This window comes from Lysinibacillus sp. CTST325, from assembly GCF_054665055.1.
Map to the genome: position 1 here is coordinate 584,093 of NZ_BAAFHO010000001.1, position 17,522 is coordinate 601,614.

Here is a 17,522-nt window from a genome sequence, read left to right on the forward strand (position 1 = left end):
ATCTAGATATTATTTGATTAGGATCAAACGCAAGTAAATTAGTTACCTTTAACTTGGCTCATTACTTCTTCAGCAAAGTTATCTTCACGTTTTTCGATACCTTCACCTACAGCGTAACGTACAAAGCCGTTTACTGAACCGCCAGTTGAAGCAACGAAGTCACGTACTTTTTGATCTGAGTTTTTAACGAATGTTTGGTCAAGTAAGCAAACATCTTCGAAGTATTTACCAAGACGACCTTCAACCATTTTTGCTACGATGTTTTCTGGTTTACCTTCGTTAAGAGCTTGTTCAGTTAATACTTTACGCTCACGTTCAACTTCTTCAGCAGAAACTTCATCGCGAGAAACATAAGTAGGGTTAATAGCAGCGATATGCATAGCAACATCTTTAGCAGCAGAAGCATCTGTAGAACCTTCTAAAGTAACTAATACACCAATGCGGCCGCCCATGTGTAAGTAAGAACCGAATGCATCTGCATCAGTTTTTGTTTTCACTTCGAAACGACGAAGAGTAATTTTTTCACCGATTGTTGCAATTGCTGTTGAAATTTGGTCAACAACTTTTACACCTTCAGCATTTGCAACCTCTAATGCAGCTTCAACTGTTGCAGGTTTAGCAGCAAGTAATTGTTCAGCTAATGAAGCAACTAATACTTGGAATTTATCGTTTTTAGAAACGAAGTCAGTTTCAGCATTTACTTCTAGGATGATTGCTTCGTTACCTTGTTCTAAAATGTAAGTTGTACCTTCTGCAGCGATACGGTCAGCTTTTTTAGCAGCTGAAGAAAGACCTTTTTCACGTAGGAAATCGATTGCAGCATCAATATCGCCATCAGTTTGTACTAACGCTTTTTTACAATCCATCATTCCAGCGCCAGTTTTTTCACGTAATTCTTTTACTAATTGTGCAGTAATGTTTGCCATTTAGTGTTTCCTCCTCAAATTGGTTGTATAAATTTTAGTGATAAGTTCTAAAAAAGGTGATAAGGGTCCTGAGCCACTTATCACCTTTTTGTAAACGTGAATTACTCAGCAGCAGCTTCTACAGCTGGAGCTTCTTCTTCACCTTGTTTTGACTCGATTAAAGCGTCAGCCATTTTAGCAGTTAAAAGTTTAACAGCGCGAATAGCATCATCATTAGCAGGGATTACGTAGTCGATTTCATCTGGATCACAGTTTGTATCAACAATACCTACTAGAGGGATGTTTAATTTACGAGCTTCTGCAACAGCAATGCGTTCTTTGCGTGGGTCAACCACGAACATTACGTCTGGAAGATCGTGCATATCACGGATACCGCCTAAGAATTTGATTAGACGTTCGTGTTCTTTTTTAAGTTGGATTACTTCTTTTTTAGGTAGAACTTCGAAAGTTCCTTCTTCTTCCATTTTTTCGATTGCTTTCATACGTGCAACACGTTTTTGAATAGTACCGAAGTTTGTAAGAGTACCACCTAACCAACGTTGGTTGATGTAGTAGTTGCCTGAACGTTCAGCTTCATCTTTGATCGCTTCTTGTGCTTGTTTTTTCGTACCAACGAAAAGAACTTTACCACCGTCTTGACCAACTTGACGCATGAAGTCATAAGCTTCCTCTAATTTTTTAACAGTTTTTTGTAAGTCGATGATGTAGATCCCGTTACGCTCAACGAAGATATATTTCTTCATTTTTGGGTTCCAACGACGAGTTTGGTGACCGAAATGTACACCAGCTTCAAGTAATTGTTTCATAGAAATTACTGACATGTGTATTTCCTCCTAGTATGTTTGGTTTTTATCCTCCGCATTTATCACTTGCAACAAGCTACCCTATGCTTAGAGCACCACTTACTACATCAAAATGCGTGTGTATTAATAACACCATTTGCAACTATATCATAGCTTTATCCCATTCGCAACTGTTTTAGTGATGAAATTTCAATAAAAGCTCGATCTCTGTTTTTCCTTTTTGCAGCTGTTTGGCAATTTCTTCTGCTGTTTTACCTTGTTTCGCTAATTGAACAGCTTGTTGTTCTATTGTTAATGGCTTCGCTACTTCCTTTTTGGTTGCATCAGTTGGTTGCTGGGCCGAATGCACTACCTTAGCTTCAGTTTTAGCTCCAGTTTGCTGCTGACGTGAATAAGCATTGGCTACAATATTTTTGGGCACATAAAAACGCGGTTCATTATCTAGACTAGGAGAACCGTCTACTGTGCTTTCTTCCTTTGTCAAAGAAGGCTTTTGCCCTTGCTCCTTTTGTCTCTCAATCTGTTCTTCCTGTTTCACAGCATTCGTTTGAGTTTCAGACTTCGAAACTCGTTGTAGCTCTTGAATTAGGCGATCATTTTCATCTTTCATCTCAGCTAAATAAACACTGATGGTGTCATCCATTTCATGCATTAAACGCTCCTGTTTTTTTTCTAAGTCCTTAAATTTCGCTAGCTTCGTATTTAATATAATAAGGAAATAAAATGAAAGTAGCTGTAAAATAAAAAGAACTGCAATTAGTATGATTGTCATAGTAAGCTCCTATCCACTAAAATCCACAAAATTCCCTTTAAACGGATGCTGCGCTTGTGTCTCTCGCTTCTCGTTATCCTTATTTTTCTTTTTTCGAGTACCTTTTATATACTCGATACCTGCTTCTTCATCTTCACTAATCTCATCCATACCCTCTGAAGTATTCACAACTTTTTGCTTGCGTTCTATTTCTTTTTTTAACGCTTCATTTGCATGTGCTTGCTGAGCCAAAGTTTGTTGTTGTGCCTGATCCGCCATTTTCCCTGCTTCAAAAGTTTTTGGAATAGCTATTTGTAGTTCGACACCTTTTAAACTCATGAGACTCCCTCCTTCAACGATATGTATATTAGGATTATTATGCATTAATCATTTCATTAGATAATAATTTCCGTAGCTTTAATAACGCCTTAGAGTGGATTTGCGAAATGCGTGATGTTGATAATTCAAGCATTTCTCCAATTTCTGTTAATGTTAATTCCTCAGTATAAAATAAACTAAGCACCAGCTGCTCCTTATCATTGAGCTTTTGGATATTTTCCGCTAAATCCCCAAGCAGTTCTGACTTAACGACAGCTTGCTCAGGTGTCGTTGTCGTATCATCACGAATAACAAATGACTTTCCATCAGTCTCATCTTGATCTTGCTGCTCATTAATGGAAAGAACATTTGAAAAGAAATGCTCCTGTACAGTTTGGTAAACTTCCTCAACAGGTAAAGTCATATGTTCCGCAAGTTCCTCAGGCGTTACATGACGCATATATTTTTGTTCTAACTGTTCAATCTGTGCATCTAATTTTTTTGCCTTCTCACGTGCAGAACGCGGCAACCAATCTTCCTTACGTAAACCATCAATAATTGCTCCTCTTACTCTAAAAGAAGCATATGTATCAAATTTCAAGTCTCTATTAATATCAAATTTATTTAACGCGTCAAAAAGACCTAGCATACCTAAGCTCGTTAAATCATCTCGCGATACACTCTTTGGTAAGCTCGCTCCAATGCGTTGTACATGATAGGATACTAGAGAAATATATTTTTTTATAAGTAAATCACCAGCATCTGGATCACGTTCATTTATCCAGCGGTTCCACAGCTTTTGTTCATCGTTCAGAATTGGTTGTGTCATGTAATCCACCTCTCTAAGAAAAACGCTTCTACGCGCCTGTTTGCCACTGTCTTATATTACCTTGATGTTTTCCGTTGTACTTCTTTTTAATTAAGTTATTCGTAGAGGGCAACAAAGAGTTATTAGCTATGAGCCTCTAACATAAAAAACCAATGTAATTCTTTCCTATATTATAACAAGAATCGACTATAATTTCATTTGTTTCTCATACTCTATCACAGATTCTTTACATTTATGTGTCAGGCCTTAGTAAGTTTAGATTTAGTCTAAACTTACTAAGGCAAAAGAATTAAATAACTATAAAAAAGAGCCGCTCCTCGCGACTCCCATTTTTTAAGCACTATTTAATTGCGGATCATCTTCACGATTCATCATCGTGCGTACAACTTGAGCAATTTCTTCTGAGTTTTCATCTTGAAACTCAACGGTAGAGTTGGCCGTCGGTGTTTCTTGATTGTCTTCCTCACGATTGCCGGATTCGTTTTCTTCATGCTCACTGTCAACGACTTCTTCAGCGTCCTCTGGTGTGAATAAAATGTAGGCAATTAAAAATCTTACAATATACATGACGAAAAACACAATGATTCCCGCCACAAATGACCCTATGATAATTCGTAGTGGTGTATAAGGTTTTAGAAATGTACTAAAAAAATATATAGAAAAGGCAATTAACGCTCCCCATAGGTTATAAAAAATAGAACCAAACATTATATTTCGCTCACTCCTTGGTTAACCGTTCGAATTTGTAATGTCGAAGTCGCAGGATTAAATTCAATTGTTCTACCACTATTACCGCCCGTGTCTTCGGCAACTAAACGAATTCCATGACGCTTTAGCTCATGCTTTACAGCTTCTACATTACGTGGGCCGATGCGCATAGAATCTTTATCGGAAGTGAATTGAAACATCTGCGCACCACCCGCAATTTTTGCCTTTAGCTTGAATTTTTGAACGCCTTCTAACTTTAATAAGTCAATCATTGCCGCAATGCCTGTGTCAGCAAATTTGGCCACATTTATTGACTCTTGTCTCCCTAAACTCGAATCTGGCAACATCACATGAATTAAACCAGCTATTTTTTTTGATTCATCGTATAAAATAACACCAACACAAGATCCAAGACCTGATGTTCTTATCGTATTTGGTAACTTTACTACATCCATTTGTGCAATTCCAACTTTTATAACTTGCCCATTACTACTGTTTAGCATCATCTATGAAACTCCTAATGCTTTAAAAATAGCATCAAATGAGTCTGGATCTGGTAATAAGAAGAAATGCCCTCTTACCGTTTCCTGATCTTCTACACCGTCTTCAAAAATGGATGTGTTTATGACGATAACATTATCGCTAACGTGTGATAATTCAATCAAACCAATACTAATAATGGCACCAAACATGTCAACACTTAGTCCTGGCACAGTTGGATAAATTTTTAAATTTGTAAAATCAGATAACGCCGATAAATAAGAGCCAGATAAAATATTACCCATCTCCTGCATAGCTGATAAACCTAACTCTGAAACAGGTCGTTTTTTAAAGTCGAATGATTCATCAAATATGAGACGACGAATAAAACGATTTGCTTGTTCAATTGGCAGAATAAAGAACATACTACCTTCAGCATCACCTTCAATGCGTAGATAGATTCCAACTACGACATTTTCAGATCCTCCAGCAAGCTCCATCATGTCATTAAATGACACCATTTCGACCTTTGGTACTCGCATATCAATTTTTTTACCAAGTAAATTGGAAAGTGCTGTCGCAGCATGCGCAGCACCTATATTACCAATTTCCTTTAATACATCTAAATGTAGTGATGTAATCTTTTGATTATATGTCATTATCGATCCCTACTTTAGTGGATTTAGTACTTTCTCTAAATGCAATAAAATTAATAATCGTTTATCTATTTTAGCCACCCCTGAAATAAACTCTTCTTCCAGTGAACCTACTACTTCGGGCTGTGGTTCAATTGAGTCAGCAGGGATGTCTAACACATCATTTGCTGAGTCTACGACGAAACCTACTTCCATATCTTCTAATGAAATAATGATAATACGTGTTGTTTCTTCGTGCTCAGAGACTGGTAATTCAAATCGTTCACGTAAATCTACAATTGGTGTTACGACACCGCGTAGGTTAATAACACCTTTTACATATTTCGCCGTTTTCGGTACGCGCGTAATATGCATTAGTTTTTCTATCCCTTGTACATGTGAGACTGGAATCGCATATTCTTTATCTGCTAGTTGAAAAACAATTACTTTAATACTTTCTTGTTCCACTGCATTTGTCATTATTTACACCTCTCTTATTCATTCACCTTATTTAATAAGTGCGTTACAATCCACAATTAAGGCTACTTTTCCGTTACCTAAAATTGTTGCACCTGAAATTGCAAAAATATTCGTTAAGTAGTTTCCTAATGATTTCAGCACAATTTCTTGTTGGCCAATGAATGAATCCACAACTAAACCAGCAAGCTTCTCACCTTTTCGAACGATGACCACTGAATGGAATTCGTCACCCTGTGGTTCTTTGCGAGGTACCTCAAAGATTTCTTCTAAAAATACTAGTGGTACTACTTTGCCACGGAAGTCGATTACTTTTTGATTATGCGCATTCATAATTTCAGATGAACGGATAATTGAAGTTTCGATAATTGATGAAAGTGGAATTGCATAAATCTCTTTCTCTATTTCTACTAGCATGACAGAAATAATCGATAATGTCAGTGGTAATTGAATTGAGAATTTTGATCCTACATCTTGTGTAGATTCAATTGAAATATTTCCACCCAATGATTCTATTGTTGTTTTAACAACGTCTAATCCAACGCCTCGGCCTGATACGTCAGAAATAACATCTGCTGTTGAGAAACCAGAAGCCAAAATAAGCTCATTGATTTGCTTATCTGACATTGCATATGATTGTTCTTGTGTAACAATACCTTTAGAAATAGCTTTCGCAAGTACTTTTTCACGGTTAATACCTGCTCCATCATCTTCAATTTCAATAAAGACATAGTTACCACTATGATAAGCACGCAGGACAACTGTTCCTTCTTCTGGTTTACCTTTTGCCAGACGAGCTGTCGGATTTTCAATACCGTGGTCAACAGAATTACGAATTAAATGAACAAGAGGATCCCCAATTTCATCGATTACTGTACGATCTAGTTCTGTTTCAGCACCAATAATTTCGAGGTTAATTTTCTTGTTTAGATCACGAGATAACTGACGAATCATTTTCGGGAAGCGATTGAATACTGTTTCAACTGGAACCATACGCATCGTTAAAATAATAGTTTGTAAATCACCCATGACGCGGCTCATACGCTCCACTGTTTCATTTAACTCTCCATGGTTAACCTCAGTTGCAATAGACTGTAGTCGTCCTCGATCGATAACAAGTTCTTCAAATAAGTTCATTAATATATCAAGTCGCTCGATATTTACACGAATTGTTTTATTACCAACAGGCGCATGGTTTTTATCAGCCTTAGCAGGAGCCGCTGCTTTTGCAGGTGTAGGTGCTGCAGTATTTGTTTTAGGTGCAGTAGCAGGTTGAGCCTCAACTTCTACCGTTGCTGTTGCCACTACTTCTTGAATTGCTTGTTCTTTTTCACTATGTTGCTTTTGTTCGATCGTTGCGACAATCACTTCTTCGACTTCAGAAACTTTCATAATCTTTTTCCGCATATCTTCAGCAGATTCTTTTGTTACGAAAGCTACGTAAAATTGTTGATCGAACTGTTCGTCTTCAAGCTTTTCTACAGATGGATTTGATTTAATGACATCCCCATCTTTTTCCAATATTTCAAACACCATAAATACACGTGCTGCTTTCAAAAGACAGTCCTCACGTAATTTCACTGAAATTTCGAATGCATTGAACCCTTGTTCAGCAGATTGTGAAATTACGGTTTGTTCAAAGCCGTCATACTCTAATACACTTGCTACAGCAGTAGTTGGTGTCTCAATAGTTGCGACAATCACTTCTTCAACTTCTGAAACTCTCATAATCTTTTTCTGCATATCTTCAGCAGATTCTTTTGTTACGAAAGCTACGTAAAATTGTTGGTCAAACTGTCCGTCTTCAAGCTTTTCTACTGATGGATTTGATTTAATAACTTCCCCATCTTTTTCTAAAATTTCGAACACCATAAATACTCGTGCTGCTTTTAAAAGACAGTCCTCACGTAATTTCACTGAAATTTCGAATGCATTGAAACCTTGTTCAGCAGATTGTGCAATAACGGTTTGTTCAAAGCCGTCATACTCTAAAACACTTGCTACAGCAGTAGCGGGTGTCTCAGTAGTTCCTACTACTTCAGGAATCGCTTCCTCTCCTAACTCGATACGCTTTAATTGAGCAACAGTTGAAGATACATCACGTTTTCCATCTCCGCCATTTGCAATGTCCATTACCATCTCTTCTAGATGGTCTACAGACTCGAAGACAACATCTAAAATTTCAGGAGTTACATGGATTTTCTCATTTCGGATCGCATCCAACACATTTTCCATTTTATGAGTTAAATCTGCTAAATCTTCAAAGCCCATTGTCGCAGACATACCTTTTAATGTATGCGCAGAGCGGAAAATTTCTCCAACAATCGCCAAATCGTCTGGATTTTTTTCTAGTTCTAATAAATGTTCACTACACGCTTGTAAATGGTCTTTACTTTCTTCAATAAACATCTCTAAATATTGATTGACTTCCATAAGAGGACACCCCTTTAAGGCAAATATTTCATTATTGTTTGTGCAATATCATCTACATCTGCTACTTCATCGACAAGCTGCGTTTCCACTGCTGCTTTCGGCATACCATACACTATGCAAGTTTCAGCTGACTCAGCGATTGCCATCACATTTCCAGTATTTTTTAGTGCTTTTAGTCCATCAGAGCCGTCATGGCCCATGCCTGTCATAATTACTGCCACTTTATCAAAATCTTTAAATTGGCTGACATCTTCAAACATCACATCTACAGAAGGGCGATGTCCAGATCTAGGTGGTTCATTATTATCAAGGACTATGCCAAAGGAGGTACCTACTTTTCTTAGTTTTAAATGATACCCACCAGGTGCAATATACGCCGTTCCATTTTGAAGAATATCTCCTTGCTCAGCTTCCTTTACGGTAATCTCGCTCAATTGATCCAAACGAGTAGCGAGAGATTTTGTAAATCCTGCTGGCATATGCTGGACAATTAAAATTGGTGCTTGAATTGATTTTGGGATATTTGTTATTACTTCTTGTAATGCTCTAGGTCCGCCAGTGGAAGTCCCAATCAGTACAATTTTCCGGCCAACTTTATTCCATTCCACATGTGACTTTGATAATTCTGCCATTGTCGGAAAAACATTGACAGGAGGAGTCACCATGGCTTGACTAAATGATTCTCTTCTAACGGTACTCGCTATTAATGGCTGTTCTTGTTGTCTTTTACTACCAGAAGGCTTCTTTAATTTTGAAATAGGTACCAATGATGCTTGTTCAACCTTGTGGACAAGTTCAGTTTGGATTTTATGTAAATCAAGAGAAATAGTTCCGCTCGGCTTCGCGACAAAATCTACTGCACCAAGTTCTATTGCTGATAAGGCATTTTCTGCTCCTCGTTGAGTTGTACTTGAGAGCATGACAACAGGTACTGGACATATAGCCATAATTTCTTTTAAAGCATCCAGCCCATTCATTTCAGGCATCTCAATATCCATTGTCACAACTGTTGGCTGCAATGATTGAATCTTTTTTATCGCATCTTTCCCATTTCGTGCTGTTCCAACTACTTCAACCTTCGAGTTACCAACAAAAAAGTCACTAATTAGCTTTCTCATAAAAGCAGAATCATCAACAACTAATAGCTTGCTTTTATGTAAAAAGTCCAATTAATCACGTCCTTTCGAAAAAATACTTCTTAATTTAGTTAAGAATTTACCCGCTGACTGATCATGTGCATGAACTTCCTCCACACGGTGTTCTATGAAACGTGCCACTATAAGATGAAGTGTCTTTGTAATAAGCGCGTCTGGATAAGCAAGTGAAAAAGGCACTTGCTCACGCACAGCCTTACGCACAACAGAATCTTCAGGTAATGAACCTAATACCGTAACCTCTTTGTCCAAAAAACGTTTCATCGTACGCTTCAGTCGTTCATTAGTTTCCAGTCCTTCTTCTTTACTATAAGCTCGATTACAGAGTATATAAAATTGCTTGTCTACATCTCTCGTATGAATATATTTCATCATTGAATATGCATCTGTTATAGAAGTTGGCTCTGCTGTTGATAAAACGATGATTTCATCTATAGAAGTTAGTAAATCTAATGACCAGTTAGTTGCTCCTGCTCCCATATCAAATAAGATGTAATCAAAGCTTTTTTGAAGCTGCTCAAATGCATAGATGAGTCGATCAAACATACTCTCTGACCATTCTAAGACGCCCGACATACCAGACCCACCTGAAATATACTTTAAATCGTAAGGACCTTCAAATATTACTTCATCTAGTAACTTATTTCCTTCTAGGTAATCTTTTAAACTATAGGATACATTTTTTCCAATTAAAATATTGATATTCCCCATACCAATATCCATATCAACGATGACAACTTTTTTCCCTTTATTGGCCAATGTAATGGCAAAATTCATCGTGAAGTTACTTTTACCAACCCCACCTTTACCACTTACAACTGCAATTGCCCTGCCTAATTCACCCTGCTGTTTCAACATTTTCAAGCGTAATGTTTCAGCTTGGTCTCTCATTTTTCTTCACCTTGAAAAAATAAATTTAGTACTGCTTCTAGATCAGCTTCCTCAATATCTTCTGGTACTTCTTGACCATTCGTGTAGTAAGCAAGTCCTTTATTATATTTAATCATTAAATTAATCATTGTGCCAATAGAATTTGTTTCATCAATTTTTGTAAAAATGAATTTTTCAATTGGTAATTGCTTAAATTGCTCTACAATGTTTGCCATATCCTTTTCTTTCGTTGTCATAGCAAGTACTAGGAAGGACTCAGCTTGATCATCAAATTTTATGAGACGCTGTAAATCGTCTACATATTTTACCTCTTTATAATTTCGGCCTGCTGTATCTATAAACACTAAATCTAAATGGGACAATCGATGGATTGCTTGTTCAAAATCTGTTGCATTATAGGCTATTTCGACAGGAGCTTGTAACAGTCCAGCATACGTTTTTAATTGCTCAATTGCGGCAATACGGTAAGTATCTGTCGTGATAAATCCTATTTTTTTCTTTTTTTCTAAAACTGCTCTAGCTGCCATTTTAGCAATTGTTGTAGTCTTTCCTACGCCTGTTGGACCTAGAACATTAATATATTTTTTTTCATAGGATAAGCCCCCGACTGGGAGATTCTCTAGCTCTTTTCGCAATAAATTTTTCGTAACCATCTTACATTGAGAAAAATTGATTTCTGACGCTTCTTTGAAATGCGTAAAAAGCTCATCACCAATCTTTGTGATGAGCTCCTCACTTAGCTCCTGCTGTCTTAAGTATTCAATGAAGGATAAGAGTTCATCGGGATATTGATCTTGGATAGTCTTCTTATGCATAGAATGCATTAAAGATTTTAAATCTGCAATTTCCTTTCTCAAATCTTCAGAAATGCCAGTTTCCGCATGCAAGGGCGCATCGTTCTTTGGCTGTACTTGGTGCATGTTAGCTTGCACAGCATTCGTAATCTCTTGTAACCTTACATTCTCTTTTTTAGCTGTTGTTAGAGGTAAAGCTGCAGGTGCTGGAGCCGCATTACTCGGCTCCATTGAATCAATCCCTGCAACAACTTCAAAACTTTTCTTTTTAATGATTCCAAAAAACTTTTTTGTAACTACTACTTTCGAATTCAAAATGACAGCGTCCTCACCTAATTCAGCACGCACAAGCTTCATCGCTTCTGGTATGGAGGATGCATAATATTTTTTCATTTTCATTCAACATTCACCATCCCAACACTTTGAATTTCAACCGTAGCATCAAGTTCATTGTATGATAGAACTGGAATTTGCGGGAAATAACGCTCCGTTAGTTGACGTAAATACATACGAACTGCAGGAGAGCATAAGATAATAGCAGATTGTTCCATAAAGGAAACGCGTTCTACTTCTGCAGCAATAATCTCCAAGACAGTTTGAGAATCTTGTGGATCCATTGCTAAATAATTTCCGTGATCAGTTTGTTGAATACTATCAGCAATCATTTTCTCTACTTTACCTGAAACAGTTATAACCTTTAATGATGAGCTGTCTCCTACGTATTGAGAAGTAATCTGACGTGCCAATGATTGACGTACATACTCCGTTAATATATCGGTATCGCTCGTTAACTTTGCATAGTCTGCTAGCGTCTCAAAAATAATTGGTAAGTTTCGGACTGAAACATTTTCTCGTAGGAGTTTACCCAGTACTTTTTGAATTTCTCCAGTCGATAACGGTGTAGGCGTCAGCTCTTCGACTAAAATTGGATGTGTTTCACGTAAATGATCAATTAACTGCTTCGTCTCTTGACGACCGAGTAATTCATAAGCATTTGCACGAATCATTTCGGTTAAGTGAGTCGACACTACGCTCGGTGGGTCAACAACTGTGTAGCCGAACATTTCGGCATCCTCTTTCACTTGCTCAGTGATCCATTTTGCAGGTAAGCCAAATGATGGTTCAACTGTGTCAATTCCTTCGATAGAATCATCATCTCCTGGACTCATTGCTAAATAATGATCAAGTAGAAGTTCACCACGTGCCATTTCATTACCCTTTATTTTAATTCGATATTCATTTGGTTGTAATTGAATATTATCGCGAATACGGACAACCGGAATGACAATCCCTAATTCTAATGCTAACTGTCGACGTATCATAATGACTCGATCTAATAAATCGCCGCCTTGAGCAGCGTCTACTAACGGTATTAAACCATAGCCAAATTCAAACTCGATTGGGTCCACATTTAATAAATTCACAACGTTTTCAGGGCTCTTCATGCCGTCTGTTGCCACTTCTTCCTCAATTTCAAGTAATTCTTCTTCATCCTCTGGTTTCTTATGATCCATCATATAAGCACCAGCAATTAGTGAACCACCAATTGGAATTGTTATCCAGAGAGGTATAGGTGTGAAAAATCCAAGTAAAAGTATGGTTCCACCAGCTACATAAAGCAGTTTCGCTTGAGCAAAAAGCTGCCCTGTAATATCTTCACCAAGACTTCCCTTAGAAGATGCACGTGTTACGACAATCCCTGTCGCAGTAGAGATAAGTAGCGCGGGAATTTGTGAGACAATACCATCCCCAACTGTTAACTTAGAAAAATGATTTGCTGCATCTGCAAATGGGAGATCCATCTGCACAACACCAATGATGATACCAAATAATAAGTTGATAATAACCATGACCATGGAGGCAATGGCATCCCCTTTTACGAATTTTGTGGCACCATCCATCGCTCCGTAAAAGTCCGCTTCACCCGCTACTTTTTCGCGTCGTTCACGTGCTTCCTTTTCAGAAATAACTCCTGCATTTAAATCAGCATCAATACTCATTTGTTTACCCGGCATCGCATCCAGTGTGAAACGTGCTGCTACTTCAGCTACACGCTCCGCTCCTTTTGTAATAACGATAAACTGAATTAACACAAGAATTAAGAATACAACTAAACCAACTAGTACATTCCCGCCGACTACAAAATCTCCAAACGTTTCAACAACCGCACCAGCATCACCTTTGGCTAAAATGGCACGTGTTGTAGAAACGCTCAATCCGAGTCGGAACAAAGTTAACAATAAAATAACTGAAGGGAAAATAGAAAAGTCTAACGCTTCCTTCATACTCATTGCTGTTAACAGTACTATTAATCCTAATGTAATATTAATGACGATTAAGAAACTTAACATCCACGGAGGAAGAGGAATGATGAGCATCGCAACGATTAAAATAACCGCACCTAAAACCCCTATATCGCGAACTTTCATTTGTGTCCCTCCTACAAAAAGCTTTAAATTTTCCGCTTAATTCGATAAACATAAGCAAGCACTTCGGCTATTGCTTTGAAAAACTCTTCTGGTACTTGATCACCGATTTCTACTTGATCGTACATTGCTCGTGCTAATGGCCTGTTTTCAACCATAATCACATCATGTTCTTTCGCAATCAGTTTAATTTTTTGAGCGATAAAGTCTGTACCCTTGGCAACAATGCGTGGGGCTTCCATACTTTCCTCATCATATTTGAGTGCAATCGCATAGTGAGTTGGGTTAGTTATGACAACATCGGCGTTTGGAATCTCTGACATCATTCGACGCATTGCCATTTCGCGTTGGCGTTGCTTAATTTTCGATTTTATCAGCGGATCGCCCTCACTATTTTTATATTCATCTTTAATATCTTGCTTAGACATTTTAAGATTTTTTTCGTAATCAAATTTTTGATACATCCAGTCTAAAAGGGATACACATAGTAAGACGAGCGAAGCAGCAATCCCCATGATACCAACAAGCTTACCCACGGTAATAAGAGTTATCCATGGGCTTTTAAAGGATAACGCCAAAACTTCCGGTAAATTCGTCCAAACTATAATTGTCGTAACGCCACCGATGAAGCCAATCTTTAATACTGACTTTATAAGCTCTATAATGGCTTTAACAGAAAATATTTTTTTCAACCCTTTGATCGGGTCCATTTTCTTTAAATCAAACTTCATTGGTTCTAATGTAAATAGAAAACCGAACTGTAGAAAGTTACCTGCCAATGCTCCAACAAATGCAATTCCCATAATTGGACCAATAACAAAAGCCATTTGCACCAATGTTTCTGTAAATAAGCGCATCACACTATCAATTGTTAGTGATTCTACGCGTATGTTATGAATAAAAGTTTGCCTAAAAAAAGCTAAAAGATCGTCTAGCAGTGAACCTGCAAAGAAGTATAAAAAGATAAATACCATGAGCATGACAATTGCACTGGAAATATCCTGACTTTTGATAACCTGACCTTTTTTTCGAGCATCTTGTCGTTTTTTGGGCGTCGCCTTTTCCGTTTTTTCTCCCGCAAAATACTGTAAATCTAAATCCAGCAGTAGCAACATTTTACCCACCACCTAAAATAGCCATTAAATCACGCATCGCATAAATCATAATTGTAATAAGCTTTTGTATCACCTGAACCATTACAGCCATCATTGTGAATAACACTAGAAAACTAACACCAATTTTAATAGGAAAACCTACAACAAAAATATTTAATTGAGGTACAGTTTTCGCCGTGATTCCTAGTGCCAAGTCGACTAAAAATAAAGTTGCTACAACAGGAGCAGCCATTTGAAAGGCAATCGCAAAAACAGCTGTAAATGTTGTGATGATAAACTCTATATAATTGGCATTTGCGAAATTAGGAAATCCTTGATCCATCGGTAAGAATTGATAACTATAATAAATTCCATCGAGAATCATATGATGTCCATTTATAGCTAGTAGAAAAAGTAATGCTAGCGTATTAAAAAATTGTCCGATCAATGGACTTTGTGCACCTGTTTGCGGGTCAATAATATTGGCAATGGCAAAACCCATTTGAAAATCTATAAAGCTTCCGGCAATTTGAATTGCCGACATGATGATATAAGCAACTAGACCGAGCAACAGTCCAATGAGCGCTTCTTTCATCACTAAAAGTATGTAATCACCATTAAATACAAATGGTTCGACGTCAATTGTGTAATACATCATCCAAGCTAAAACTAATGCGAGCGTTATTTTAACTTGTGGCGGAATCGTTCTGTACGAGAAAAAAGGCACAGTGACAAAAAATGCCGATACGCGCACAAGCACTAATAAGAAAACCGTAAAATGCGGGATTAATTCATTCATCTACTCACCCTATATAACGCGTTAAATTCTCAAAAATGTCTCTCGCATAGCTAGTCACTTGTGATAACATCCAAGGACCGAAAAATACGATGGCTGCTAATACAGCGATGATTTTCGGAACGAATGCTAAAGTTTGCTCTTGAATCGATGTTGTTGCCTGAAAAATACTGACCGCTAAACCAGTGATTAAAGCAACTAATAATAGCGGACCGCTTGTTAGAAGGATAATCATAATGGCACGCTCTGCAATTGAAATAACCAATTCACCTGTCATACTGTATCATCCCCTAAAAACTTTGTAGTAATGATTTCATCACAAGATACCAACCATCAACGAGTACAAATAATAAAATCTTAAACGGCAATGAAATCATAACCGGTGGTAACATCATCATCCCCATCGACATTAGAGTACTTGCAACAATCATGTCGATTACTAGGAATGGAATAAAAATCATAAAGCCAATTTGAAACGCTGTTTTAATCTCACTCAATGCGAAAGCAGGTACGAGCATTGTAAGGGGAATTGCTTCTACTGATGCTGGCTTTTCTGCTTTATTATAAGTTAAAAATAAATCAAGATCCTTTTGCCTTGTATGCTTACTCATAAACTCTTTAAACGGCACACTGGCACGATCATACGCTTCTTCAATTCCAATTTTCTCAGAAAATAATGGCTGCAACGCCTCTTTATTGACCTCTTGAAATGTTGGGGCCATGATAAAGAAAGTTAAAAACAAGGCAAGGCCCACAATGACCTGGTTCGGCGGCATTTGCTGTGTCGCCAACGCAGTACGAACAAACGATAATACTATAACTATTCGTGTGAACGATGTCATCAAAATTAAAATACTTGGTGCCAGTGAAAGAACTGTTAACAACAAGAGAAGCTTCACAGCGCTAGAGACATTTGTCGGGTCGCTGTTGGAAAAAACACTGATTACATCATTCATTTATCATCATTCTCCTTTTGCTTCCATTTCTCCAGTTCTTCACTGCGCTCCTGTTTAATTTCGGAAATCTTTTTTTCAAATAGCTCACCAAAAGAGCCTTGTTTTTGCTGTGCTGGTGAACTTTCTTTATTTTTTCTCTTAAACTTAGATAATACTTCTGCAATATACGGTGATGTTACTGCAAGTTCTTGTCGTTCATTATAAAGTGCTAAAAGTGTTGCAACTTCATCAGGATCAGTAATTTCACGTAATAGCTGGACATCCTCACCGACCCCAACTAAATAGAGTGTTTTACCTACTTGTAATAGTTGTACTGACTTTTGAGCACCTAACGATAAACCGCCTAAATTTTGTACTAATTGATTACGTTGAAAGTTCAAATTTCTTTTATTTAAAAACTTTATTAATCCATAAAATAAAGCTATAACAAAAATAAGCGCCAACACCATTTTTATGTATTCCCACGCAGATATGTCTCCAGCCGCCTGTATATCTGAATCTTGCTTAGCAGCTGGAGTACTATCTTCTTTGCAATCTCCTTTATTATTGATGCAGTCGTTGACAAAATTTGTGTTAGATTCTGCATACACAGGAGTCGTTGTAGGGTACAAAAACAGGAAGGAAACAAGAAATGCGAAAATCATCGTTAGACGAAATGATTTTAACATTTGCATTCAATCATCCTAGAGCTTTTTGAATCGCTTCAATTACACGATCAGCTTGGAAAGGTTTAACAATAAAGTCTTTCGCACCAGCTTGAATTGCATCGATTACCATTGCTTGTTGTCCCATTGCCGAACACATAATTACAGTTGCATTTGGATCTGAACCTTTAATTGCTTTAAGAGCAGCAATACCGTCCATTTCTGGCATCGTAATATCCATTGTTACTAGGTCTGGCTTTAATTCGTTGTACTTTTCAACAGCCTGTAAACCATCAGCAGCCTCTCCAACAACTTCAAACCCATTTTTCGATAAAATATCCTTGATCATCATGCGCATGAATGCGGCATCGTCTACAATCAAAATTCTTTTAGACATGGTTAACTCC

At 37.5% G+C, this 17,522-nt stretch carries 20 protein-coding genes; all 20 read right to left on the reverse strand.

All coding sequences use genetic code 11. The features are described 5' to 3' along the window. Positions 1-38 precede the first annotated feature (38 nt). Positions 39-926: a translation elongation factor Ts gene (gene tsf / locus ACYQ73_RS02945; protein WP_460011076.1), complete on the reverse strand. Its 888-nt coding sequence runs from the start codon at positions 924-926 to the stop codon at positions 39-41. A 101-nt stretch (positions 927-1,027) separates the two neighbouring features. Continuing rightward, positions 1,028-1,747 carry a 30S ribosomal protein S2 gene (gene rpsB, locus ACYQ73_RS02950; RefSeq protein WP_132357415.1) on the reverse strand — a complete coding sequence of 240 codons (720 nt, stop codon included), beginning with the start codon at positions 1,745-1,747 and terminating at the stop codon, positions 1,028-1,030. Between the two features lie 157 nt (positions 1,748-1,904). Beyond that, positions 1,905-2,501, reverse strand: a complete 597-nt coding sequence (locus ACYQ73_RS02955) for a hypothetical protein (protein ID WP_460011077.1) — start codon at positions 2,499-2,501, stop codon at positions 1,905-1,907. A gap of 9 nt (positions 2,502-2,510) precedes the next feature. Further along, positions 2,511-2,819 carry an RNA polymerase subunit sigma gene (locus ACYQ73_RS02960; protein ID WP_460011078.1) on the reverse strand — a complete coding sequence of 103 codons (309 nt, stop codon included), beginning with the start codon at positions 2,817-2,819 and terminating at the stop codon, positions 2,511-2,513. Between the two features lie 37 nt (positions 2,820-2,856). Further along, positions 2,857-3,627, reverse strand: a complete 771-nt coding sequence (locus tag ACYQ73_RS02965) for a FliA/WhiG family RNA polymerase sigma factor (protein ID WP_460011079.1) — start codon at positions 3,625-3,627, stop codon at positions 2,857-2,859. Positions 3,628-3,960: 333 nt separating this feature from the next. Then, positions 3,961-4,335: a hypothetical protein gene (locus tag ACYQ73_RS02970; RefSeq protein WP_460011080.1), complete on the reverse strand. Its 375-nt coding sequence runs from the start codon at positions 4,333-4,335 to the stop codon at positions 3,961-3,963. Further along, positions 4,335-4,841 (reverse strand): chemotaxis protein CheD, encoded by a 507-nt coding sequence (locus ACYQ73_RS02975; protein ID WP_460011081.1) that lies wholly within the window; start codon positions 4,839-4,841, stop codon positions 4,335-4,337. Before ACYQ73_RS02975 ends, ACYQ73_RS02970 begins: the two co-directional genes overlap by 1 nt. Then, complete coding sequence (locus ACYQ73_RS02980) at positions 4,842-5,474, reverse strand: chemotaxis protein CheC (RefSeq protein WP_132357421.1); 633 nt, start codon at positions 5,472-5,474, stop codon at positions 4,842-4,844. It lies immediately after the preceding gene. Between the two features lie 9 nt (positions 5,475-5,483). Further along, a complete protein-coding gene (locus ACYQ73_RS02985; RefSeq protein WP_370042849.1) occupies positions 5,484-5,930 on the reverse strand; it encodes a chemotaxis protein CheW in 447 nt (148 codons plus the stop codon). A 27-nt stretch (positions 5,931-5,957) separates the two neighbouring features. Further along, the gene (locus ACYQ73_RS02990; protein WP_460011082.1) at positions 5,958-8,360 is read right to left on the reverse strand and encodes a chemotaxis protein CheW; all 2,403 of its coding nucleotides are present in this window, start codon (positions 8,358-8,360) and stop codon (positions 5,958-5,960) included. A 14-nt stretch (positions 8,361-8,374) separates the two neighbouring features. Continuing rightward, entirely contained in the window at positions 8,375-9,529 is a 1,155-nt protein-coding gene (locus ACYQ73_RS02995; RefSeq protein WP_460011083.1) for a protein-glutamate methylesterase/protein-glutamine glutaminase, read from the reverse strand. Beyond that, the gene (locus tag ACYQ73_RS03000; RefSeq protein WP_460011084.1) at positions 9,530-10,405 is read right to left on the reverse strand and encodes a MinD/ParA family protein; all 876 of its coding nucleotides are present in this window, start codon (positions 10,403-10,405) and stop codon (positions 9,530-9,532) included. It lies immediately after the preceding gene. Next, positions 10,402-11,598 (reverse strand): flagellar biosynthesis protein FlhF, encoded by a 1,197-nt coding sequence (gene flhF, locus ACYQ73_RS03005; protein ID WP_460011085.1) that lies wholly within the window; start codon positions 11,596-11,598, stop codon positions 10,402-10,404. Before flhF ends, ACYQ73_RS03000 begins: the two co-directional genes overlap by 4 nt. Next, positions 11,595-13,628, reverse strand: a complete 2,034-nt coding sequence (gene flhA / locus ACYQ73_RS03010) for a flagellar biosynthesis protein FlhA (RefSeq protein WP_460011086.1) — start codon at positions 13,626-13,628, stop codon at positions 11,595-11,597. The genes flhF and flhA overlap by 4 nt, the downstream gene beginning before the upstream one ends. A 23-nt stretch (positions 13,629-13,651) precedes the next feature. Next, on the reverse strand, positions 13,652-14,740 hold the full coding sequence (gene flhB / locus ACYQ73_RS03015; protein ID WP_460011087.1) for a flagellar biosynthesis protein FlhB: 1,089 nt from the start codon (positions 14,738-14,740) through the stop codon (positions 13,652-13,654). Position 14,741: 1 nt separating this feature from the next. Further along, entirely contained in the window at positions 14,742-15,518 is a 777-nt protein-coding gene (gene fliR, locus ACYQ73_RS03020) for a flagellar biosynthetic protein FliR (protein WP_460011088.1), read from the reverse strand. Positions 15,519-15,522: 4 nt separating this feature from the next. Beyond that, a complete protein-coding gene (gene fliQ / locus ACYQ73_RS03025) occupies positions 15,523-15,792 on the reverse strand; it encodes a flagellar biosynthesis protein FliQ (RefSeq protein ID WP_337991288.1) in 270 nt (89 codons plus the stop codon). A gap of 13 nt (positions 15,793-15,805) precedes the next feature. Further along, positions 15,806-16,471, reverse strand: coding sequence for a flagellar type III secretion system pore protein FliP (gene fliP / locus ACYQ73_RS03030; protein WP_460011089.1), 666 nt, complete (start codon positions 16,469-16,471; stop codon positions 15,806-15,808). After that, positions 16,468-17,139 (reverse strand): flagellar biosynthetic protein FliO, encoded by a 672-nt coding sequence (locus ACYQ73_RS03035; RefSeq protein WP_460011090.1) that lies wholly within the window; start codon positions 17,137-17,139, stop codon positions 16,468-16,470. Before ACYQ73_RS03035 ends, fliP begins: the two co-directional genes overlap by 4 nt. Positions 17,140-17,149: 10 nt before the next feature. Beyond that, a complete protein-coding gene (locus tag ACYQ73_RS03040; protein WP_049668450.1) occupies positions 17,150-17,512 on the reverse strand; it encodes a response regulator in 363 nt (120 codons plus the stop codon). Positions 17,513-17,522: the final 10 nt, after the last annotated feature.